The sequence below is a fragment of the Cyanobium sp. Aljojuca 7A6 genome (genome assembly GCF_024346455.1).
In the GTDB taxonomy this organism is placed as follows: Bacteria; Cyanobacteriota; Cyanobacteriia; order PCC-6307; family Cyanobiaceae; genus Cyanobium.
The window spans coordinates 51,147-70,491 of sequence record NZ_JAGQCY010000010.1 but is presented as its reverse complement, the minus strand read 5'-3'; the positions used below and the strand labels follow the sequence as shown (position 1 = coordinate 70,491).

Sequence of the window (19,345 nt, the reverse complement as noted above, 5' to 3'; positions counted from 1 at the left end):
CGAGGCGCTGGATGTCACCTACCAGACCAGCTCCGGCAACTCCCGGAAAACCTGCCGTACGCCCACGCTCCACTCCCTGCTGAGTTCCTTGAAATAGGTATCTCCTTCACTGAACCGGCGCCGCTGGGTGATCTCCAGGCGATCCCGCTCGTAGAGGAGCAGATCGATCGGCATGCCCACTGAGAGGTTGCTGCGCATGGTGGAGTCGAACGACACCAGCACGCACTTGGCCGTTTCCGCCAGCGTGGTGTCGGAATGGATCACACGGTCGATGATGGGCTTGCCGTATTTCGCCTCACCCGTCTGCAGAAAAGGCGTGTCCTCACCGGCTTCGATGAAATTGCCCTCGGCATACATGCGGAACAGCCTGGGCGCTTCCCCCTTGATCTGCCCGCCCACCAGGAAGGACGCATTGAAGCTGGAGCCAGACGATTTGAGGTAAGGGCCGTCCCGCTCTTCGATGGCACGCACCGCATCCGACACCAGGCCCATCACCTCAAACATGGTCTGCGCCGTCCACACATTGGCCTCCCCGTCGCCGGCTTCGGCCCGCTGGCGCAGCAGACCGATCACCGCCTGGGTGCCGGCCAGGCTGCCGGAGCTGAGCAGCACGAGCACCCGATCGCCCTTGCGCTCGAACACGGTCATCTTGCAGAAACTGGCGAAGTCATCCAGGCCCGCATTGGTGCGTGAATCGGAGGCGAACACCATCCCGCCCTCCAGAAGCACGGCCACGCAATAGGTCATGCCGTCCACACCTGAAACGATTCCAGCTCCGAGGGGCCAAAGGTGGTGGTGAGGGCCACATCCGCCGCATCACGGCCCCGGGCGATCAGGATCCGGCCGATTCGGGGCGTGTTGTTGCGCGGGTCGAACACGTGCCAGCCATCGCCGAGGTAGGCCTCGAACCAGGCATGGAAATCCATGGCGGTATGCGGCGGCGGCACCTCGATGTCGCTCAGATAACCCGTGCAGTATCGCGCCGGGATGTTCATGCAACGGCACAGGGCGATCGCCAGATGGGTAAAGTCCCGGCAGACCCCTTCCCGGCTGTCGAAGGTCTGCAGCGCCGTCTTTGTCGGGCTGGAGCGGCCGTAGTCGAAGCGCACGTGCCGATGCACGAAGTCGCAGATCGCCTGCACACGCCCCCAGCCGCCGGGAACACCCTCGAAGCGGGACCAGGCCATGGGCGACAGCAGATCGGACTCGCAGAAGCGGCTGGCCAGGAGGAACAGCAGTGCTTCCTCCGGCAGCTCCTCCACCGGCTGCTGCACAAGCCATGGCAGAACGGGATCGGGCTGGCCGGAATCAGCCACCAGCCCGCTGCCCCGCAGTCGCAGCAGGCCGGCGGGCGCGACCAGTCGTTGGCAGTGATTTCCGAAGGAATCCACATACACCTGGAGCGGAACCTCAGGCTCAACCTGGAGCCGATCGGCTTCCAGCAGATCGGCGGAGCGACTGGAATGCACACCCAGGGTGACGATCATCGGAGTCGCCGCCGGGAAGCGCAGCGCCACATCGAATCCCACCCGTATCTCGAGGGGTTGGTTCGGCAGCGGCGTGGCCTTGGGCGATGGGTCCATGCATCACCCTAAGGAGCGTGGGCGGGCCTGAAGCGGCGGGAATCCCTCCGCCAGGGCGACCTCCAGCACAGCGGCGAGGCGCTCCGCCCACTCCTGCTGGCCGGCTTCGGTGGCCAGCAGGTCCTGGCGGATCTCCAGCTCCACGTGGGGAATCCGGCGCCCCTCACCGTGCACCACGAGCGTGTAGTCGCTCGCATCGCTGACGGCATAGGGCTCGTTATCCCCCACGAGCAAGCCGCGCTCGCGCTCCAGCCCCGGGCGGATCCAACGGGCCAGACGGTCATCGCGGCCGTACAGCACCCCCACGTGCCAGGGGCGCACCTCCGTGCCGAGCACCGGTGTGAAACTGTGCAGCGTCACGAGCACGCTGGGCTGGCCGCGCCTGAGTCGGGCCTCCAGCTCGGTGGCGATGCGGTGGTGGTAGGGGTGGAAGAGCGCGTCAAGCCGCTGCTGCCGCTCGGCGGGGGAAAGGTTGGCGTTGGCGGTGATGGCGGCAACCTCGCTGTGGCTGACGATCGAATCCGGTGCCTGCGGCGGCCGGTTGGCATCGACCACCAGCCTTGAGTAGTTGTGCAGGATCAGGAAGGCGTCGAGCTGCGCCGAAAGCCGCAAGGCCAGCCCGGCCACGCCCAGATCCCAGGCCACGTGGGTGTCGAGCACCCGCTCATCCAGACCCAGGCCGGCCAGGCGACGGGGAATGGCGCGGCCAGCGTGGTCGGCCGTGAGCAGCACGGCCGAGCCACCGGCGGGGCTGACAATCCGGAAGATGGCAGGATCAGCGGCCCCCAGGAGGGGTTCTGGGTGCACCGGTGACTCCATGATCCAAGCGGTCAGGCAGGCAAGCACGGCCGCTGGTGCCCAGGGTCCAAGCTATGGCGTGGAGCCTTGGAGCTCGGTGATCCAGACGCCCACCTCCATCGACAACAGCGCTGCTCCGCCGAAACTGCCGGCAATGGGAGGCACAGACTCGGGCCTTCGGGCCACCGCGACAGGGATGTGGGTGTCGCCCACAATGACGCCGTGGGTTGGATCGAAGCCCTTCCATCCAGCTCCCGGCAGAAAAACCTCGGCCCAGGCGTGCGTGCTTCCGGCCTCCTCTGGTGGAAGCGCGGTGAAGCTATAGCCGCTGACGAAACGGGCGGCGAATCCGAAACACCGGGCCGCCTCCATGAAAAGGAAGGCAATATCACGGCAGGTTCCAAAGCCGCTGTCGAGCGTTTCGGCGGAGGTCTGGACGCCAGGCTCGTCACGCTTGCGGTAGGAGACCCTCTGGTGAGCCGCCAGATTCAGGCGTTTCAACAGGGTGTAGCTCTGGATGATGTCGCCCGGCTGCCAGACCGTTGCCATCCACTGCAGCAAAGCCAGGCATGGTTCCGCGGTCGCTTCCGCCAGATAGGCCCCCAGAACGGGGCGATCCCTGGGAACGTAGTCGAAGGGATAGGAAACAGCGTCATCATCGACAAGAAAGTCGAGTGGAACACGGTCGTATTGCTGGATGATCAGATTACTTTCGATCAGCAGTCTTTCGGCGGCAATGCTGAATGAGGCCATGGCAAGACAATTCCCCTCAACATCACGATGCCAGCGCAGCTTCGCCGCCGGGCGAATCGAGAGCGAAGAGGTTTCGATGCGCAGATCATGGCCTTCCCGAGGACGCAAACGCAGCGTATGGGTGCCGAGTCGGACAGGGGCGGTGTAGGTGTAGGTCGTGAGATGGAGGATGTTGAAGCGTCTCATCAGCTCGCCATGAGGGGGTTGATCATTGGGAATAGATCAAGACGCTATACGGCCCAACACGGAAACGGGCGTGATAGGGAAACCCATCCCACGCTCCCTGAACGGCTTCAACATCACCGCTTTGGCAGCCGTCGAAGCACTCACTGTAGCCGTGCCAATCACTGTTGAAGCGAAGTTTCCATTCCTTGGCCGCCGGCAAGCCCACGATGTAGTCCTCTTGGGGCTGATGAAAGAAATTGGCGATCACCACAACATCATCCCCGGGCCCTCCTTGGTCCCAGCGGTGGAAGGCCAGCACATTTCGCGCGCGATTGAGATGATAAACCTGGGTGAACTGACCACAAAGGCCGCGGGACAGTCCCTCGCTATTGAGCCGGAGACGGATCAGATCCCGGTACAGACGCACAAGGCCGCGAAACTCCTCGCGCTGGTCCCAGTCAACGGGAACCGTATCCCGGAACCAGCCGCCCTCGAGAAACTCCTGACCTTGAAACAGCATGGGAATACCAGGTGCCGTGAACACCATGGCGGCAGCCAGAGTGGAACGCTTCTGGGCATGCCAGCCCGTGGGATCAGCCGGGTTGACATCCTGGGGGATCCGAGACTGTCCGTTGGCCACGTCGTCATGGGATTCGCTGTAGATGACGCGCTCGAAGGCGTCGTCGTTGTAGCGATAGAGGAGGGCCTCTCGGATACTCTCGAGGGCACGGTCTTCATCCTGGCAGGCAATCACGGCCTGACGGATCGATTGGACGAAGTGGGGATCCCATTGGGATCCAAACCCTGCCCCACCAGCCCCTACATCCTTGGTCAACCAATCATTGCTGCGCAGGTCTTCCGCAATGGTGATCCGCCCCGGGTGCAGCCGGGCCACGGTTTCATTGATGGCCTGGAGAATACTCCAGCCATCGGGGATCTCTTCAGTTCCGGCTTCGCCGATGTTGCGGATGTAACCTGTACTGTCGAATCGAAGGCCATCGAGGTGATACTCCTCGAGCCACATACACACGTTGTCAAGGATGTACTGGCGAACTTCCCCTCGGCCATAGTCGGGCCGCGTTTCCCCCCAAGGCGTTTGCGCACGATCGTCATTGTAGAAATAGATTCCTCCCTTGCCGTTCTCAGACCAACCGTCGAATCTCCAAAGGTCAAGGTCACTGGGGCCAAAGTGATTGAAGACAATGTCCAGAATCACAGCAATGCCAGCCTGATGGGCGCGTTTGATGAATCGCTTGAAACCCAAGGAGCCGCCATAGTCGGAATCGACGGCAAAGATATGGGATGGGTTGTAGCCCCATGAGCGCTGACCGGCAAACTGACCGACTGGCATGATCTGAATGGCATTGATGCCAAGACGTTTCAGGTGCTGCAGTCGTGCCGTGATGGAATTGAACCGGCCAGGCTGATTGAGATCGTCGTCATTGAATGTGCCGACATGCAACTCATAGATGACAAGCTCATTCCAGTGCATCATGGAGAAGTCATCACCATCCCATGAAAAGTCAGGATCGTGGATGATGGCATTACCGACCGAGTTGGTCACTTCACGGGCATAGGGGTCGATGCGCTTGATGACTCCCCATGGCGTACAGAGCTGGTATTTGTAGTGGTCGCCGATCTTGGCACTCTCAACGTTGATGGACCAGAAGCCACGCGGCTCTGGATGCATCGGATGGGCGGCGCCATCCCAGTCGTTGAAGGAACCGATCACGGAGACCCTTTCGGCATGGGGCGCCCAGACACGAAACGCCACGCCGTCAGAGGAGGGAAAGGATCCCATCCATGGATGGATCAGCTGCTTTTCCATGGTTCAACCCTGCTGAAACCACTCTTTCACAGGGGTTCCTTCAAAGCACAGGCATTCAGAAACCTTGAGCATCAAGCCATGGCTGAATGCAGAGATGCAGCCAAAGCGCTGCAGGTTGATGCAGAAGTCCTTTTCGGCACCATTTGTTGTCATGGGCAACGTGTCCCTGTCATTCCTTGATTCCATTCTGGTGAGCGATCTCATGGGAGGTTGGCTGCTTGATCCACACGCGCATCGTTCTGTCACGCCTAGGATGGAAAGGCAGCCTCAGATGGGTGCGAACGCTGTGAATCCCTTCAGATTCACTCCTGATTTCGTTGCCCCTCACTGTCAGCATAGTGCTGGCACCAATGATCTGCACAACGCTGATTCCCAATCGCGAGTACAACCATGTCCAACAAAGCTGATGCCGCAGCCAAAGAGGCGGAAGGCAAACTTGAATCGGCCCTGGGTGAACTGACTGGCGACACTGAGCACCAGATCAAGGGCAAAGCCAAGCAGGTTCAGGCCTCGGCGATGAATGCGGCAGAAGAGTTAAAGGATGGCGCCAGGTCATTGGCCCAGAAGGTCAGCGACGCCGCCGCGAAACTGGCTGACGGAAAGGGTTGATAAGAAGGGGCTGACAGTCAGCGTCGACCAGGCACTCCATGCATGTGGAGGGCCTCAGCCACGGCGTCCACCGGCGTCAAGACCGGCAGACGCTGGGGTCTGCTCCCCTCTTCGGATCTGAGGAGCGAATGGGGCAGCGAAGCCATCGCAGTCCTTGGGCACTGACAAGCAGGCTGGTGCCCAGGCCAGTACAGACTGGCTATCCGCATGGTGGCCCTACCGGCCAGGGTGAGGATCAGAAAGAGAGCCTCGTTTCCCAGCGCCAGAGCAACATCTTGGCGCAGGTTTCTGAGGGGGCGGCAGGAGAGCTCGATCGTTTCCGGAGCTCGCATCAGAAGCTCATGGATGAGCACCACATCGGCGACTTCCCTGGCGAGAGGGGTTCCCGTTGCGCCCATCGCGAAGCCAATCTTCGTTTGAGCTAAATCCGCCAGGGCGGCGGCCGAGCTGGGTCTGACCGTGTCGGCGACGGCGATCAGGGCATGGACGGCGCGTATCCCCCTCCCAGGGGCAGCCTCTAAAGCATCAACAGTCAGCCGCAGCGCATCGAGTCCTGAGGCCACCGACTCCGGCTGACCCAGGGTAGTCGCGCCGATCCTGTCGCGCGCCACCACCTTGATCCTGAGAGCCTCGTCCAGGCAGAGCCCCCCTTTGGTGACAGGGCAACGAAGCGCCGCGGTGGCCACTGACGATCCTGGCCGGTATGGCGATCACCAGAGCACAGGGGCAGCAGCCTCCGATTCCCTTGACTCTCCTGCCGGGGGGAGACCATACGGTGAAGGTTCCTCTTTTCTCGCCATGCGCCCCAGCCGAATCTCCACCGCCTTGCTCGGGGTCCTTGGCGCCCTGACGCTGGCCGCCCCCGCCCTGGCGCAGGACCACGGCGGCATGGACCACAACCATCACAACCACGCCACACCAAGCCAGCCCAACGCGGCCGGGGCGTCGGCCCATGCCGACCATGCCCACGACGTGGGCCCCGCCGGCGCCACCTATGACCTGCGCTTCATCGACGGGATGGTGCAGCACCACACCGGCGCCCTGCGGATGAGTGAGTTCGTCTTCGGCATCGGCCAGCCTGGGGTGGGGGCCCTGGCCGCGACGATCTGGCGTGATCAGGCCAGCGAGATCCGGGCGATGGGGCTGTGGCGCAAGGCCTGGTACCCCCAGGCGCCCGTCTATCCCGTGGCCCTGGCCAAGGGCGGCGATCCCAACAGCCTCGCCGGCCTGATCCGCATGAGCCAGCCCCAGATCGATGGCATGCGCATGATGGGAGAGGGTCCGACAAAGGAGAACCGGGTCACCTGGTTCCTGGAGGGGATGCTCCATCACCATGGCGGGGCGCTGATCATGGCCCACGATGCCCTGGCCAAGAGCACCAATCCGACGATCCGGCGCTTCGCCAGGGCTGTGATCGTGGCTCAGCGCGGCGAGATCATCGAACTGCGGCGGATGCTGGCCGTCGATGGCCTGCGAAAGCCTGAGTACGGCCGCTACGACAACCTGTTCGCACTCTGAGCCGGCGACCGGACTGACCATGCCAGCCCGCCTAAGGCCGAGGCAAAGGGTGAGAATGATTCCCATTCCTTTCTGTCTCCTGGCGGAGCTTCCATGAACATCCTTGGCGTCGTTTCCAGGTTCTGGCACGTCCCCGTGGGCCTGGGGCTTCTGGCCACCCAGCCCGCCGCCACGGCTGGAGAGCTGAACCTCGACGCCGTCAACCGCTACGCCAGGTCCGGAACGGGCCAGAGCCAGGAGCAGGTCACCAGCATCAACCAGTTCTCCGACGTCAAGCCCACCGACTGGGCCTTCCAGGCCCTTTCGAACCTGATCGAGCGCTACGGCTGCGTCGCCGGCTACCCGAACGGCACCTACAAAGGCGGCCAGGCCATGACCCGGTTTGAGGCGGCGGCCCTGCTGAACGCCTGTCTCGACCGGATCACCGAAGTGACCGACGAGCTCAAGCGCCTGATGGCCGAGTTCGAGAAGGAACTCGCCGTGCTGCGCGGCCGTGTGGATGGCCTGGAGGCCAAGGTGGGCGAGCTCGAAGCCACCCAGTTCTCCACCACCACCAAGCTGAGCGGCCAGGCCACCTTCGTGATCGGTGCCAATGCGTTTTCGGGCAGCGACACCCCCAACGTCGACGCCGCCCGGGCCGCCGTGGGGGCCACCACCTTCAGCTACGACATCCAGCTGACCTTTGACACCAGCTTCACCGGCAAGGACCTGCTGCGCACGAACCTGCGGGCGGGCAACTTCGCCGATTCCGCCTTCGGCGGCGCCGGTCCCACCGGTGGGCTCTCCACCCTGGAGGCCGCCTTCCAGGAGGACTGCGGTGGCCCCGCCGACTGCGGCGACGTGGTGGCGATCGACAAGCTCTTCTACCAGTTCCCGATCGGCAGCCAGTTCACCGCCACCGTCGGCGGCCGGGTGGGCCAGGAGGACATGCTCGCCCTCTGGCCGAGCGCCTACCCCTCCGACACGATCCTCAACCTGTTCACCCTCAACGGCGCCCCGGCGGCCTACAACAAGAACCTCGGTCCGGGGGCCGGTCTGTGGTGGCAGCAGGGCGGCTTCAGCATCAGCGCCAACTACGTGGCCGCCAACGGTGATGTGGGCGACCCCAACAGCGGCGGCATCGGCACCGTGGCTTCGGCCGGCACCGGCACGGTCCAGATCGGCTACGCGAAAGAGCAGTGGGGGCTGGCGGCGATCTACTCCCGCATCCAGTCGGGTGTTGGTGTGCCTGGCACCACCCCCTTCACCGGCCTCACCTACGAAGCCAATCCCAACAGCCGCACCGATGCCTTCGGTGTCAGCGGCTACTGGCAGCCGGCCGAGTCCGGCTGGATTCCCTCCATCAGCGCCGGCTGGGGCCTCAACGGCACCAGCTACGACACCGCCCAGGCCCCCGGCGCCCTGCGCACCAGCCAGTCGTGGATGGTGGGCCTGCAGTGGGATGACGCCTTCATCAAGGGAAATGCCCTCGGCATGGCGGTGGGTCAGCCCGTCTTCGCCACGGCCCTTGACGACGGCCAGACGCCCCAGGACGGCAACTTCGCCTGGGAATGGTGGTACAAGTGGCAGGTCACCGACAACATCAGCGTGACACCGGCCCTCTTCTACCTGAGCCGGCCCCTGGGGCAGGACACCACCCCCGGCACCACGTTCCGCCAGCTGGGCGGACTGGTGAAGACCACCTTCCGCTTCTGATCCCGGCCCGCGAGAACGGATGATGAGGGAGACCTGGATGGCCCGGCCACCATGGATCTCACGCCGTTCCTGCCGAGCCTGGAAGGGAACACCTTCGAGGACGTGCTGCTCTCGGTGTCGGTGAAGGGGAAGGTGGCCATCGCCATGAAGGGCCGCTTCCTGCTGCGGGCGCTGTGCGAGAGCGTCAGTGACCGCAGCCTGATCGGTTGTGCGATCACCGATGAGGAAAGTTGTCTCGGCTACCTCAAGCAGGAGCCCTACGAGTGGCTGCTGTGCACCGATCACCTGGAGAGCGGCAACGGCTTTGAGCTGACGCGCAAGGCCAAGCAGCTGAGCCCCGATCTCAAGGTGGTGATGCTGGCCCTGGGGGATGTGATCCCCGCCGAATACGAGCACGCCCCCTGGCTGGAGGCCGTGGTGGCGGAGGCCGACATCGTCGAAGATCAGCGCCCCCTGCAGGCCGCCGTGATCGCCGTGATGGGCCATCACTCCTACCGCAGCCCGTCGTTGCGCTCAGGCAAGCTCCCCTACCTCAGTTGTCCCCGGCTCACCCCGAGGGAGTACGAGGTGCTGGACCTGCTGGCCAGCGGCCTCAGTGACCGGGAGATCGCCGGCAAACTGGTGGTGAGCGACGCCACCGCCCGCACTTACACCAAACGCCTGCTGCAGACCCTCGGCGTCAACAACCGCATGCAGGCGGTGCTCAAAGGAGTCCGCTGCGGCATGGTTCAGCTGGGCTGAGGGCCTGGCGGCAGCCCTCGAGAGGTTCAGTGGTTGGGATGGGTCGCCTGAGATTCGAACTCAGGACCAGTCGGTTAAAAGCCGAATGCTCTACCGCTGAGCTAGCGACCCGTCGCTTGGGAAGCTATCACCCGGCGGCGACCCTCTCCAAGCCCGCCACCCATGACCACCTCCGAGGCCTGGCCCAGCCGCTGGGACGCCCCCCGCATCGCCGAAGCCGCCTGGGTGGCGCCTTCGGCTGTGGTGATCGGAGATGTGCGGCTGGCGGCGGGGGCCAGCCTCTGGCCCACGGCGGTGGCGCGGGGGGATGTCTGCACGATCGTTGTGGGGGAGGGCAGCAACGTGCAGGATGGCGCCGTGCTGCACGGGGATCCGGGCCAGCCGGTGACGATCGGCGCTGACGTGACCATCGGCCACCGGGCCGTGGTCCATGGCGCCACGCTGGAGGACGGCTGCCTGATCGGCATCGGCGCCATCGTGCTCAACGGCGTCACGGTGGGGGCCGGGGCCCTGGTGGCGGCCGGCTCGGTGGTCACCCGCGATGTCCCCGCCGGTGCCGTGGTGATGGGGGCTCCGGCCCAGGTGAAACGCCAGCTCGATCCGGCCGCGATCGAGGCCCAGCGCCAGCACGCCCGCCGTTACCGGAGCCTGGCGGAGGTTCACGCTGGACTCCGTTAGGATCCCGCCATCGTTTTCCCCTGCGTCGCCATGGACCTCCGGCTGCTGCTCGTCGCTGCTCCGATCCTCCTGGCCGTGGGTTGGGCCGCCTTCAACATCGGCCGCGCCGCCATTGGCCAGCTGCAACTGATGCTCAAGCGCGCCCGCGCCTGATGGTCGTCGTCATCGGTGCTGGCCTGGCCGGCACCGAAGCCGCCTGGCAGATCGCCGAGGCCGGGATTCCGGTGCGGCTGGTGGAGATGCGGCCCGTGCGCCCCTCCCCGGCCCACCACAGCGGAGATTTCGGCGAGTTGGTGTGCAGCAACAGCTTCGGCGCCCTCTCCCCCGATCGTGCCGCTGGCCTGCTGCAGGAGGAACTGAGGCGGCTGGGATCACTCGTGATCAGAACTGCCGATGTCCATGCGGTGCCCGCCGGCGGCGCCCTGGCCGTCGACCGGGGCCGCTACAGCGCCGCCCTCACCGCCGCCCTTGAGGCCCACCCCCTGGTGACGGTGGAGCGGCGCGAGCAGCTGGCCCTGCCCGAACCTGGCGAGATCGCGGTGCTGGCCACCGGCCCCCTCACCAGCGCCGATCTGGCTGAAGACCTGGGCCAGTTCACCGGACGGGAGTCCTGCCATTTTTTTGATGCCGCCAGCCCGATCGTGGAAGGCGAAGGCCTCGATCTGTCGGTGGCCTTCCGGGCCAGCCGCTACGACAAGGGCGACGCCGATTACATCAACTGCCCCATGGACCGGGAGCAGTACCTCGCCTTCCGCACGGCCCTGCTGGAGGCCGAGAAGGCGGAGCTGAAGGATTTCGAGCAGGAGAGCGCCACCTTCTTCGAGGGCTGCCTGCCGATCGAGGAGCTGGCCCGCCGGGGCGAGGACACCATGCGCTACGGCCCGCTCAAGCCGATCGGCCTCTGGGATCCCCGCTGGGGCGACCTGCACGACCGCGACGTGCGCCGTGCCAAGCGGGCCCATGCGGTGGTGCAGCTGCGCCAGGAGGATCGTGACGGCCACCTCTGGAACCTCGTGGGATTCCAGACCAACCTCAAGTGGGGCGAACAGCAGCGGGTGCTGCGGATGATCCCCGGCCTGGAGAACGCGTCCTTCGTGCGCTTCGGGGTGATGCACCGCAACACCTTCCTCGACTCCCCCGAACTGCTGCAGCCCACCCTGCAGTTCCGCCAGCGCCCCAGCCTGCTGGCCGCCGGCCAGATCACCGGCACCGAGGGGTACGCAGCAGCCGTGGCCGGTGGCTGGCTGGCCGGCACCAACGCCGCCCGCCTGGTGCGGGGGCTGGCGCCCCTGAGCCTGCCGTCCACCACCATGGCCGGTGCTCTGCTCGCCTTCATCAGCGAGGCCGAGCGCAGCCACAGCGGCCGCAAGGGGGGCTTCCAGCCCATGCCGCCCAGCTTTGGGCTGATGCCGGAGCTAGCTGAGCGCATCCGCGACAAACGCCGCCGCTATGGCGCCTACCGCGACCGTTCCCTGGGGGATCTGGCCGCCTGGGAGAGGGAGCGCCAGGGGGGTAGCCCCGCCGCTTTGCCCGTAGCCGCAGCCGGCTGAGGGGGGCCGCTTCCTAGGGTCACGTCGCTTCCGTTTGCCTGGTTCCGGTGACCGTCACGGCCCGTTCGTCCGCCGCCGCTCCCCTCATCGCAGCCGATGGCCGACCCTGGGACGTGGTCGTGATCGGCTCGGGCATCGGCGGGCTGGTCACCGCCAGCCAGCTGGCGGCCAAGGGGGCGCGCGTGCTGGTGCTGGAGCGTTACCTGATCCCCGGTGGCAGCGGCGGCAGCTTCCGCCGCGAGGGCTACACCTTTGACGTCGGCGCCTCGATGATCTTCGGCTTCGGCACCCAGGGCCACACCAACCTGCTCACCCGGGCCCTGGCGGACGTGGGTGAGCACTGCGACACGATTCCCGACCCCGCCCAGCTGGCCTACCACCTGCCCGGTGGCCTCAAGGTGGCGGTCGATCGCGACTACGAGCGCTTCCTGGCCGATCTCACCGCCCTGTTCCCCCATGAGGCGGTGGGCCTGCGCCGCTTCTACGACACCTGCTGGCAGGTGTTCCGCTGCCTCGACGCGATGCCCCTGCTGTCGCTGGAAGACCCCGCCTACCTGACCAAGGTGTTCTTCCGGGCGCCCCTGGCCTGCCTGGGGCTGGCCCGCTGGCTGCCGGTGAACGTGGGGGCTGTGGCCCGCGCCCATATCAGCGATCCGGATCTGCTCAGGTTCATCGACATGGAGTGCTTCTGCTGGTCGGTGATGCCGGCCGATCGCACACCGATGATCAACGCCGGCATGGTGTTCTCCGATCGCCACGCCGGCGGCATCAACTACCCCAAGGGCGGCGTCGGGGTGGTTGCCGAGAAGCTGGTGGCGGGCCTGCGGAAGCACGGCGGCGAGATTCGCTACCGGGCGCGGGTGGTGAAGGTGCTGCTGGAGGGCGAGGGAACGCAGGCCCGGGCCGTGGGTGTGAAGCTGGCCAGCGGCGAGGAGATCCGCGCCCGCCGGGTCGTGAGCAATGCCACCCGCTGGGACACCTTCGGCTCCCTGGTCGATGAGGCCCACACCCCGGCCGCCGAGCGCACCTGGCGGCGGCGCTACAAGCCCTCGTCCTCCTTCCTCTCCCTGCACCTGGGGGTGAAGGCCGAGGCAATCCCCTCGGGCAGCCATGTCCACCACCTGCTGCTGGAGCGCTGGCAGGACATGGAGGCCGAGCAGGGGGTGATCTTCGTCTCGATCCCCACCCTGCTCGATCCCTCCCTGGCCCCGGCCGGCCACCACATCGTGCACACCTTCACCCCTTCGGCGATGGCCACCTGGCAGGGGCTGGCCCCAGCGGAGTACAAGGCCGCCAAGGAAGCCGCCGCCACCCGGCTGATCCGCCGGCTGGAGGCGATCCTGCCGGGCCTGGAGGGCGCCATCACCCACCGGGAGATCGGCACTCCCCGCAGCCATCGCCGCTTCCTGGGTCGCCACGGCGGCAGCTACGGGCCGGTGCCGGCCATGAGGCTGCCGGGCCTGCTGCCGATGCCCTTCAACCGCACCGCCATTGCGGATCTCTATTGCGTGGGGGATTCCTGCTTCCCCGGCCAGGGGCTGAATGCGGTGGCCTTCAGCGGCTTTGCCTGCGCCCACCGCATCGGCGCCGACCTGGGCCTCAATCCCTGGAGCCTGCCGGCCTGAGGCTGCAGCCGAGGATCACGCCAACGGCTCCCGCCCACGCCCGGGCGTCTGTAGGGTTTGTAAATATTTGTTTCGCGTCCATGGCGGCTCCGATTCCCAGCTCTGCCGACCTGGCGCGCTACATGGAGGCCCGCGGCGAGATGGGCAAACCCTGGGTGTGGCACCTGCTCCGCCTCAGCAAACTCAAGGAGGCCAAGGACACGATGGAGCCCAACGAGTACGTCGAGCGCCTCGGCGAAGCCCACGCCGACCTGATGCGCCTCGGCAGCTTCTGGAAAGGACAGGAGGCGGAGGTGTTCGGGGGCCACTACCAGCCCTCCCAGGTGACCGAACCTTTGCCAGGCTCCCCCGACGACCGATGAGTTCAGAGCCCTCGTGCCATCGCTACCCCATGGCAGCGCTGATCCGCTTCACCCTGCTTGGTCTCTACCTGGCCCTGGTGTTGCCCCTGCCGCTGCTGGCACCGGAGCCCCTGCAGCTGCCGTTGCTGCTGGCCTCCATCGCCGGCCTGGTGCTGGTGCTGGCCATCACCAGTGAGCGGGTGGAGCTCGATGCTCAGGGGCTGCGGGTGGGCCATCCCTCCTGGTGTGCCTGGCTGCTGCGGCGCGGCTGGCAGCTGCCCTGGAGCCGCATCACGGCCCTGACGCCGGTGACCACCAGCCAAGGGGGTCGGGTCTACTACGTGCGCAGCGCCGCGACGCAGGGTGGAGGCAGCGGAGCGTCCTGGTTGCTGCCCCAGCGGGTGGCCCGCTTCGATGACTTCCTGGAGCGCTTCTCCATTGCCACGGGCCTGCCCACCAAAGGAATCAGCCGGATCAGCCCCCCCTGGACCTACCAGCTGCTGGCCCTGCTCTCGGCCCTGCTGCTGGTCGGTGAAATCCTGGCCTTGACCCTCCGCCCGGTTTGAGCTTCGGCCTTAGTTGAGGCGCAAAGAACTAGTGGGAGACGTGAGCAGCAATCCCGAACCGGCACCGCCGGCAACCTCCTCGCTGAGCTCGGGAAGGGTGTCGAGGCTGAACCGGTAACCCTGTTGCCGCATCGTTTCGATGGCTCCGCCCTCGCCGAGGCCGGCCTGCTCAAGCTTGCGGCGCAGGGTGAGCACCTGGGTATCGACGGATCGGGGCCCGCCACTGAAGGGAGGCCAGGCCATGCGCAGCAGCTCCTGGCGACTGCGCACCACCCCCGGGGGCATCAGCAGGGCGCAAAGCAGGGCGAACTCCCTGGGGCTGAGTTCCACCGGCTGGTCGCGCAGGGTGACCTGGCGAAGCAGCAGGTGCACCTCCAGGGGTCCGACGCAGACCCGCTCCTGAAGACCACTGCCACTGCGGCGCAGCAGGGTGCGGCAACGGGCCGCCAACTCTTCGAGACCGAAGGGTTTGCGCAGCACGTCGTCGGCGCCGGCATCCAGCAGGGCCACCACGGGCTCGGAGCCAGAGCGGGCCGTGAGCACCATCACCTGGCAATGCAGCTGGGCCGCCAGGCGCAGGGCCGACGTCTCTTCCAGCAACTCGGCACTCACCAGCAGATCGGGAGATTGCTCCTGGCAGATCTCCAGGGCTTCGCGGGCGGTGGCCACCGCTGCAGCGAGGTGACCATCCTGGCGAAGGCGCTGGGCGAGAACCGTGCGAAGGGTCGCGTGGGGGTCGACCACGAGCACCCGACGCGGGGTGCCTCCGGGGTCGGTCAATTTGTCTTGGGCCACGGGAATCACCTCGGCATCACGATGACATCAGAAGCGGAAGTGCCGACAGCCGATTGGGTGTGACAACGCTAACTGGAAATGTGCGTGGACGCCGGTGACGGGCGATGCCTTGTCAACTGTCTGCTCCCGGAAGGCGGTCGTGGCACGGCAGGATGGGTGGCATCTGCCGGCGGTCGCCGCCACAATGACGCCAGGGGCTCGACCCCAGCCATGACAGCACTCCAACATCCCGACGCGATCCGACACTTCCAGTCCCTGTGCGATGCGTGCCAGGACCTTTCCGATCGTTATCACGGACCCTCCGAGCTGCGCCTCTATGCGGACGGCTACCTGCATGCGCTACGCCGCACGGCCGTGCTGGACCACCACTCCCAGCGGCGGCTCGAGGAACTGATCGACCGCTGGATTCAGGACCCATCCAGTTTCATGGGGCCCGACGGCCAACCCCAGCTGCTCATGGAAACAAGCCGCTACTGAGTGGTCCGTCGGGCAAGACCGGACTAAGAAGCCAAGGCCACTTCCAGCTTCTCGCGCAGTTCGCCGCTGTTGTACATCTCAATCAGGATGTCGGAGCCGCCGAGAAACTCCCCTTTCACATACAATTGGGGGATGGTGGGCCAGTCGGAGAACTCCTTGATTCCCTGACGGATCTCCATGTCGGAGAGCACGTCGAACGTCTCGAAAGCCACACCCAGGGACTGCAGGATCTGAACCACATTGTTGGAGAACCCACACTGCGGCATCAGCTTGTTTCCCTTCATGAAGACAACCACGGGAGCGGTCGTGATCAGGTCGTGGATGCGTTGACGGGTGCTGGCGTCCATGGTGACGAAATCGGGAAAAGGATTCAGGAAGGGAGGGAGGTCTGGACCGCCAGGGCATGGATGGCCTCGCTGGCCAGCTCGCTGCGCAGGGCGCCGTAGACGAGCTGGTGCTGCCGCACCCGGTTAAGCCCGGCGAAGGCGCCGGACACCACTTTGACCTGGAGGTGGTCACCACCACCGGTGAGATCCTCCACCTCCACGGCCGCATCGGGAAGCGCGCGGCGGATGGCGTCCTTGACCTGCTCCGGTTGCACCATGGCGGCGGGGATCTGGGGGATGACGGGAAGCTGGAATCTAAGGACGATCAGCCGCCGGCGGCCGATCCAGGTGCGTTGTAGGGGGTGACGACAAAACCGAGTTCCACCAGTTGTTGATAGGCCTTGCGCCCACCCTCGTTGGTGGGGGTCAGGATCTTGACCACTTCCACCAGCAGGGGAATGGCCACCTCCGGCTGGTTCTGGCGGCGGAACAGGGCCGCCAACCGCAGGTTGGTCTCGGCGAGCAGAGTCAGAGCCTCCCTCCCCTTGTCATCCATCTCCCGGGGGATGCGGGCATCGAGGCCGCGGAAGGAGCCGCTCAGATCGCGGTAGAAGCCGAGCAAGCGCCGACTCGCATCCCGGGCCAGGTCATAGAGGCGACGCCCCTCGGCCAGGTTGCCGCTGGCCACCGCCGCGTCACCCCTGGAGAGCAGGCTTTTCACCGAGGACAGGTTGAGGTCGGTGCCCGCGGGCTGCACCGTCTGGGGTGTGGCTTGGGCCCGGGCCACTGGCTGCAGCAATGGCTGGGCCAGGGCCAGCAGGGCCAGGGCGCTTCCGCAGAGCCCGGCGAAGCCCGATGGCCGAGCGGATCGAAGGGAAGGGATGGCGGAAGGCCTGATCACGTCGACGCCTGACGGGTAACGGGCGAACTTTACGGGGAGCCGATCGGACGACCCACCGCAGCGCGGGCCGCTTGCTCGGCCGACTCCATCGCGGCGGCGACCTGGGCGCCGAAAGCCAGGGCCGCCTGGCGACCCTGGCCCGCCGCCCGCAGGGGGGGGCCGAAACACAGGGCGGCTTCATCGCCATACCGGGGGTCGGCGTGGCCGTAGGCGATGCCCACAGGCACCACCGGCACATCCACACCCTGGCTGGCGGCCAGCAGAGCCAGGCGTGCCAGCCCCTGATGCAAACGGATGGGACCATCCTCCCGGCGGATGCGGCCCTCGGGGAAGACCACCAGCTGCTGGCCTGCGGCCAGCAGCTCCACGGAGAACCGCAGGCTGGTCAGGGTGGGGCGGCCCTGATCGACCGGGAAACAACCCAGGCGATGCAGGAACCACCCCTGCAGCCCCTTCATTTCGTCCGCCGTCACCATGAAGCGACAGTCCCGACCGGTGATACGGCGGCCAGCGGCCCAGGGCAGCATCAGGGCATCCCAGCGGGCCCGGTGGGTGGGAGCCAGCAGCACGGCCCCGTCAATGGGCAGATTCCGCCGATCCAGCACCTTGAGCTCAGCGAAGTAACCCTTGAGAACCAGGTCGATGGTGACCACCATGGCCAGCGGCGACAGCCAAGGGCTGATGCCGTTGCAGAGCGAACTCTCCCGCGAGCTGATCGCGGCTGAGAGGCCTGATCCGGGGGGCGTCTGCGCCGCCAACACTCTTGAACCGGCGGAACATCGCCTTGGACGCTAAGGGCTCGATCCCCCCGCTGCAGGGCCGAGGCGGGCAGTTGGGCCTGCGGCCGCGGCCCCGACGACCGATACGGTTCGGTCAGGATCGCTTCAGCCACCAGCCGCCCATGGCCAGCCTCGGGGTCAACATCGACCACATCGCCAACGTGCGGCAGGCCCGCCGCACCGTGGAACCTGATCCGGTGCGCTTCGCCCTGCTCGCCGAGCTGGGCGGCGCCGACGGCATCACCGTGCACTTGCGGGAGGACCGACGCCACATCCAGGACAGGGACGTGGAGCTCCTCCGGGCCACCGTGCGCACCCGTCTCAACCTGGAGATGGCCGCCACGGCGGAGATGGAGGCGATCGCCCTGCGGGTCCGCCCCGACATGGTGACCCTGGTGCCGGAACGCCGCGAGGAGGTGACCACCGAGGGGGGCCTGGACGTGGCCGGACAAGTGGAGAGTCTCGCGCCCCTGGTGGGGCGCCTGACGGGGGCAGGGATTGGCGTCAGCCTGTTCGTCGACCCCGACGACGGGCAACTGGAAGCCTGCCGGAACTGCGGGGCCCGCTGGGTGGAGCTCCACACCGGCGCCTATGCGGAGGCCGCCTGGGAGCAGCAACCGTTCCAGCTGGCCCGCATCACCGAAGCCACCGCCATCGCCAGGGGCCTCGGCCTGCGGGTGAACGCCGGCCATGGCCTCACCTATCACAACGTCGAGCCAATCGCCGCGATCGAGGCCATGGAGGAGCTCAACATCGGCCACACGATCGTGGCCCGCGCCCTGGCCGTCGGCCTCGAAGAAGCGGTGCGGCAGATGCGGGCGCTGGTGCAGAATCCCCGCCGCGACCCGCTGTTCGGCGACCGCCAGCTCTGAGGCCCCCACCGCCATGACCCGCTACCACTTCGTCGCTGCCAGCCGCGCCTTCCTGCTTGAGGAAGAACCCCTGGAGGAGGTGCTGCGCGAACGCGTGCGCAACTACACCGAGAAGGACAAGGCCATCGACTTCTGGCTGCTCGAACGGCCCGCCTTCCTGGAGGCGCCCGAGCTGGCCACCGCCGTGGCCTCGGTGCCCCGGCCTGCGGCGGCGGTGGTGTCCACCGACGAGAAGTTCATCACCTTCATGAAGCTGCGCCTGGAGTTCGTGGCCGTGGGGAGCTTCGAAGCTCCGAGCCCCGCCTTCCCCGATCCACTGGCCATCCTGCCCTGATCAGGACAGTCCCCCTCAGAACAGGCCCAGGAAGCGTCGCCGGGGCGTCTCGTCTTCGCTTGAGCCCGAAGGGCGGGGCTTGCCCTGGCCGCCATCCTGCTGGTAGCGGGGCTTGCTGTCGCCGATGGTCAGGGGCGCTTCCTTGTTCTTCCACCAGACCCAATCCCGGATCGGCGGGGTGTTCTCCAGCTCCCAGCGGGTCAGGCCCAGACCCAGCCTGGATGAGGCATCGAGGAGCACATCCAGCATTTCCTCGCCATCCCTACAGCGGGCCAGGGCCTCATTGGTGCGTTTGGCCCCATCCAGGGCCTTCACCAGGGCATTGACGCGCTGGGTGACCGGCAGATCCTTCAGGTCCATCGCCCGTTGCCTCCCTGGCGGCACCGTATCAGCGCTGGAGCCCTGTCGGCG

At 66.2% G+C, this 19,345-nt stretch carries 25 protein-coding genes and 1 tRNA gene; 13 read left to right on the top strand and 13 right to left on the bottom strand.

Translation table 11 applies throughout. The features are described from left to right. Positions 1 to 18: 18 nt before the first annotated feature. The 6 genes from KBY95_RS10230 to KBY95_RS10205 are packed head-to-tail and all read right to left on the bottom strand — an operon-like array spanning position 19 to position 5,331. Positions 19 to 747, bottom strand: coding sequence for a peptidase (locus tag KBY95_RS10230; protein WP_254964902.1), 729 nt, complete (start codon positions 745 to 747; stop codon positions 19 to 21). Next, entirely contained in the window at positions 744 to 1,583 is an 840-nt protein-coding gene (locus KBY95_RS10225) for a transglutaminase family protein (RefSeq protein WP_254964901.1), read from the bottom strand. The genes KBY95_RS10230 and KBY95_RS10225 overlap by 4 nt, the downstream gene beginning before the upstream one ends. A 3-nt stretch (positions 1,584 to 1,586) precedes the next feature. Continuing rightward, positions 1,587 to 2,402 carry an N-formylglutamate amidohydrolase gene (locus KBY95_RS10220; protein WP_254964900.1) on the bottom strand — a complete coding sequence of 272 codons (816 nt, stop codon included), beginning with the start codon at positions 2,400 to 2,402 and terminating at the stop codon, positions 1,587 to 1,589. Positions 2,403 to 2,453: 51 nt separating this feature from the next. Then, on the bottom strand, positions 2,454 to 3,320 hold the full coding sequence (locus KBY95_RS10215; protein WP_254964899.1) for a transglutaminase family protein: 867 nt from the start codon (positions 3,318 to 3,320) through the stop codon (positions 2,454 to 2,456). Positions 3,321 to 3,342: 22 nt separating this feature from the next. Further along, positions 3,343 to 5,127, bottom strand: a complete 1,785-nt coding sequence (locus KBY95_RS10210) for an alpha-amylase family glycosyl hydrolase (RefSeq protein ID WP_254964898.1) — start codon at positions 5,125 to 5,127, stop codon at positions 3,343 to 3,345. 3 nt (positions 5,128 to 5,130) lie between these two features. Beyond that, positions 5,131 to 5,331 carry a hypothetical protein gene (locus KBY95_RS10205; RefSeq protein ID WP_254964897.1) on the bottom strand — a complete coding sequence of 67 codons (201 nt, stop codon included), beginning with the start codon at positions 5,329 to 5,331 and terminating at the stop codon, positions 5,131 to 5,133. Between the two features lie 186 nt (positions 5,332 to 5,517). On the opposite strand from KBY95_RS10205, the gene KBY95_RS10200 reads away from it, so the two are divergent. From KBY95_RS10200 to KBY95_RS10185, 4 genes are all read left to right on the top strand, one after another. Then, complete coding sequence (locus KBY95_RS10200; RefSeq protein ID WP_254951968.1) at positions 5,518 to 5,736, top strand: CsbD family protein; 219 nt, start codon at positions 5,518 to 5,520, stop codon at positions 5,734 to 5,736. Positions 5,737 to 6,534: 798 nt separating this feature from the next. Further along, positions 6,535 to 7,254 carry a DUF305 domain-containing protein gene (locus KBY95_RS10195; protein WP_254964896.1) on the top strand — a complete coding sequence of 240 codons (720 nt, stop codon included), beginning with the start codon at positions 6,535 to 6,537 and terminating at the stop codon, positions 7,252 to 7,254. Positions 7,255 to 7,347: 93 nt separating this feature from the next. After that, positions 7,348 to 8,949: an iron uptake porin gene (locus KBY95_RS10190; RefSeq protein WP_254964895.1), complete on the top strand. Its 1,602-nt coding sequence runs from the start codon at positions 7,348 to 7,350 to the stop codon at positions 8,947 to 8,949. A 51-nt stretch (positions 8,950 to 9,000) separates the two neighbouring features. Continuing rightward, a complete protein-coding gene (locus tag KBY95_RS10185; protein ID WP_254964894.1) occupies positions 9,001 to 9,690 on the top strand; it encodes a response regulator transcription factor in 690 nt (229 codons plus the stop codon). A 39-nt stretch (positions 9,691 to 9,729) separates the two neighbouring features. Here KBY95_RS10185 and KBY95_RS10180 read toward each other — a convergent pair. After that, a tRNA-Lys gene (locus tag KBY95_RS10180) sits at positions 9,730 to 9,801 on the bottom strand. A gap of 51 nt (positions 9,802 to 9,852) precedes the next feature. Here KBY95_RS10180 and KBY95_RS10175 point away from each other — a divergent pair. The 6 genes from KBY95_RS10175 (at position 9,853) to KBY95_RS10150 (ending at position 14,450) form a co-directional block, all read left to right on the top strand. Next, on the top strand, positions 9,853 to 10,368 hold the full coding sequence (locus KBY95_RS10175; protein WP_254964893.1) for a gamma carbonic anhydrase family protein: 516 nt from the start codon (positions 9,853 to 9,855) through the stop codon (positions 10,366 to 10,368). A 30-nt stretch (positions 10,369 to 10,398) separates the two neighbouring features. Continuing rightward, on the top strand, positions 10,399 to 10,521 hold the full coding sequence (locus KBY95_RS10170; RefSeq protein ID WP_216900289.1) for a photosystem II protein Y: 123 nt from the start codon (positions 10,399 to 10,401) through the stop codon (positions 10,519 to 10,521). Next, the gene (gene trmFO / locus KBY95_RS10165; protein ID WP_254964892.1) at positions 10,521 to 11,918 is read left to right on the top strand and encodes an FADH(2)-oxidizing methylenetetrahydrofolate--tRNA-(uracil(54)-C(5))-methyltransferase TrmFO; all 1,398 of its coding nucleotides are present in this window, start codon (positions 10,521 to 10,523) and stop codon (positions 11,916 to 11,918) included. Before KBY95_RS10170 ends, trmFO begins: the two co-directional genes overlap by 1 nt. A 47-nt stretch (positions 11,919 to 11,965) precedes the next feature. Beyond that, on the top strand, positions 11,966 to 13,543 hold the full coding sequence (crtH, locus tag KBY95_RS10160; RefSeq protein WP_254964891.1) for a carotenoid isomerase: 1,578 nt from the start codon (positions 11,966 to 11,968) through the stop codon (positions 13,541 to 13,543). Positions 13,544 to 13,623: 80 nt separating this feature from the next. Further along, complete coding sequence (locus tag KBY95_RS10155; protein WP_254964890.1) at positions 13,624 to 13,905, top strand: hypothetical protein; 282 nt, start codon at positions 13,624 to 13,626, stop codon at positions 13,903 to 13,905. Between the two features lie 29 nt (positions 13,906 to 13,934). Next, the gene (locus KBY95_RS10150; RefSeq protein WP_254964889.1) at positions 13,935 to 14,450 is read left to right on the top strand and encodes a hypothetical protein; all 516 of its coding nucleotides are present in this window, start codon (positions 13,935 to 13,937) and stop codon (positions 14,448 to 14,450) included. Between the two features lie 9 nt (positions 14,451 to 14,459). Here the strand turns inward: KBY95_RS10150 and KBY95_RS10145 are convergent, their stop codons facing one another. After that, the gene (locus tag KBY95_RS10145) at positions 14,460 to 15,251 is read right to left on the bottom strand and encodes a response regulator transcription factor (protein ID WP_254964971.1); all 792 of its coding nucleotides are present in this window, start codon (positions 15,249 to 15,251) and stop codon (positions 14,460 to 14,462) included. Between the two features lie 204 nt (positions 15,252 to 15,455). Here KBY95_RS10145 and KBY95_RS10140 point away from each other — a divergent pair, with 204 nt between their 5' ends. Next, complete coding sequence (locus KBY95_RS10140; RefSeq protein ID WP_254964888.1) at positions 15,456 to 15,722, top strand: DUF6761 family protein; 267 nt, start codon at positions 15,456 to 15,458, stop codon at positions 15,720 to 15,722. 23 nt (positions 15,723 to 15,745) lie between these two features. Here KBY95_RS10140 and grxD read toward each other — a convergent pair whose 3' ends face one another. Genes grxD through KBY95_RS10120 form a run of 4 tightly spaced genes read right to left on the bottom strand, consistent with a single transcriptional unit; the run spans position 15,746 to position 17,605 of the window. Next, positions 15,746 to 16,069 (bottom strand): Grx4 family monothiol glutaredoxin, encoded by a 324-nt coding sequence (grxD, locus tag KBY95_RS10135; RefSeq protein WP_254964887.1) that lies wholly within the window; start codon positions 16,067 to 16,069, stop codon positions 15,746 to 15,748. A 23-nt stretch (positions 16,070 to 16,092) separates the two neighbouring features. After that, positions 16,093 to 16,326 carry a BolA family protein gene (locus KBY95_RS10130; protein WP_254951994.1) on the bottom strand — a complete coding sequence of 78 codons (234 nt, stop codon included), beginning with the start codon at positions 16,324 to 16,326 and terminating at the stop codon, positions 16,093 to 16,095. A 47-nt stretch (positions 16,327 to 16,373) separates the two neighbouring features. Continuing rightward, complete coding sequence (locus KBY95_RS10125) at positions 16,374 to 16,949, bottom strand: hypothetical protein (protein WP_254964886.1); 576 nt, start codon at positions 16,947 to 16,949, stop codon at positions 16,374 to 16,376. Positions 16,950 to 16,978: 29 nt separating this feature from the next. Then, the gene (locus KBY95_RS10120; protein ID WP_254964885.1) at positions 16,979 to 17,605 is read right to left on the bottom strand and encodes a 1-acyl-sn-glycerol-3-phosphate acyltransferase; all 627 of its coding nucleotides are present in this window, start codon (positions 17,603 to 17,605) and stop codon (positions 16,979 to 16,981) included. Positions 17,606 to 17,850: 245 nt separating this feature from the next. Between KBY95_RS10120 and KBY95_RS10115 the strand changes: the two genes are divergently transcribed. Next, a complete protein-coding gene (locus KBY95_RS10115; protein ID WP_254964883.1) occupies positions 17,851 to 18,600 on the top strand; it encodes a pyridoxine 5'-phosphate synthase in 750 nt (249 codons plus the stop codon). Positions 18,601 to 18,613: 13 nt separating this feature from the next. Then, positions 18,614 to 18,934 (top strand): MgPME-cyclase complex family protein, encoded by a 321-nt coding sequence (locus tag KBY95_RS10110; RefSeq protein ID WP_254964882.1) that lies wholly within the window; start codon positions 18,614 to 18,616, stop codon positions 18,932 to 18,934. Between the two features lie 15 nt (positions 18,935 to 18,949). Here KBY95_RS10110 and KBY95_RS10105 read toward each other — a convergent pair whose 3' ends face one another. Next, positions 18,950 to 19,294: a hypothetical protein gene (locus tag KBY95_RS10105; protein WP_254964875.1), complete on the bottom strand. Its 345-nt coding sequence runs from the start codon at positions 19,292 to 19,294 to the stop codon at positions 18,950 to 18,952. Positions 19,295 to 19,345: the final 51 nt, after the last annotated feature.

Excerpts from the sequence above, each read along its gene's own strand:
- KBY95_RS10230 (WP_254964902.1), bottom strand. The coding sequence starts at position 747 with ATGACCTATTGCGTGGCCGTGCTTCTGGAGGGCGGGATGGTGTTCGCC.
- KBY95_RS10225 (WP_254964901.1), bottom strand. The coding sequence starts at position 1,583 with ATGGACCCATCGCCCAAGGCCACGCCGCTGCCGAACCAACCCCTCGAG.
- KBY95_RS10220 (WP_254964900.1), bottom strand. The coding sequence starts at position 2,402 with ATGGAGTCACCGGTGCACCCAGAACCCCTCCTGGGGGCCGCTGATCCT.
- KBY95_RS10215 (WP_254964899.1), bottom strand. The coding sequence starts at position 3,320 with ATGAGACGCTTCAACATCCTCCATCTCACGACCTACACCTACACCGCC.
- KBY95_RS10210 (WP_254964898.1), bottom strand. The coding sequence starts at position 5,127 with ATGGAAAAGCAGCTGATCCATCCATGGATGGGATCCTTTCCCTCCTCT.
- KBY95_RS10205 (WP_254964897.1), bottom strand. The coding sequence starts at position 5,331 with ATGAGATCGCTCACCAGAATGGAATCAAGGAATGACAGGGACACGTTG.
- KBY95_RS10200 (WP_254951968.1), top strand. The coding sequence starts at position 5,518 with ATGTCCAACAAAGCTGATGCCGCAGCCAAAGAGGCGGAAGGCAAACTT.
- KBY95_RS10195 (WP_254964896.1), top strand. The coding sequence starts at position 6,535 with ATGCGCCCCAGCCGAATCTCCACCGCCTTGCTCGGGGTCCTTGGCGCC.
- KBY95_RS10190 (WP_254964895.1), top strand. The coding sequence starts at position 7,348 with ATGAACATCCTTGGCGTCGTTTCCAGGTTCTGGCACGTCCCCGTGGGC.
- KBY95_RS10185 (WP_254964894.1), top strand. The coding sequence starts at position 9,001 with ATGGATCTCACGCCGTTCCTGCCGAGCCTGGAAGGGAACACCTTCGAG.
- KBY95_RS10175 (WP_254964893.1), top strand. The coding sequence starts at position 9,853 with ATGACCACCTCCGAGGCCTGGCCCAGCCGCTGGGACGCCCCCCGCATC.
- KBY95_RS10170 (WP_216900289.1), top strand. The coding sequence starts at position 10,399 with ATGGACCTCCGGCTGCTGCTCGTCGCTGCTCCGATCCTCCTGGCCGTG.
- trmFO (WP_254964892.1), top strand. The coding sequence starts at position 10,521 with ATGGTCGTCGTCATCGGTGCTGGCCTGGCCGGCACCGAAGCCGCCTGG.
- KBY95_RS10155 (WP_254964890.1), top strand. The coding sequence starts at position 13,624 with ATGGCGGCTCCGATTCCCAGCTCTGCCGACCTGGCGCGCTACATGGAG.
- KBY95_RS10150 (WP_254964889.1), top strand. The coding sequence starts at position 13,935 with ATGGCAGCGCTGATCCGCTTCACCCTGCTTGGTCTCTACCTGGCCCTG.
- KBY95_RS10140 (WP_254964888.1), top strand. The coding sequence starts at position 15,456 with ATGACAGCACTCCAACATCCCGACGCGATCCGACACTTCCAGTCCCTG.
- grxD (WP_254964887.1), bottom strand. The coding sequence starts at position 16,069 with ATGGACGCCAGCACCCGTCAACGCATCCACGACCTGATCACGACCGCT.
- KBY95_RS10130 (WP_254951994.1), bottom strand. The coding sequence starts at position 16,326 with ATGGTGCAACCGGAGCAGGTCAAGGACGCCATCCGCCGCGCGCTTCCC.
- KBY95_RS10120 (WP_254964885.1), bottom strand. The coding sequence starts at position 17,605 with ATGGTGGTCACCATCGACCTGGTTCTCAAGGGTTACTTCGCTGAGCTC.
- KBY95_RS10115 (WP_254964883.1), top strand. The coding sequence starts at position 17,851 with ATGGCCAGCCTCGGGGTCAACATCGACCACATCGCCAACGTGCGGCAG.
- KBY95_RS10110 (WP_254964882.1), top strand. The coding sequence starts at position 18,614 with ATGACCCGCTACCACTTCGTCGCTGCCAGCCGCGCCTTCCTGCTTGAG.
- KBY95_RS10105 (WP_254964875.1), bottom strand. The coding sequence starts at position 19,294 with ATGGACCTGAAGGATCTGCCGGTCACCCAGCGCGTCAATGCCCTGGTG.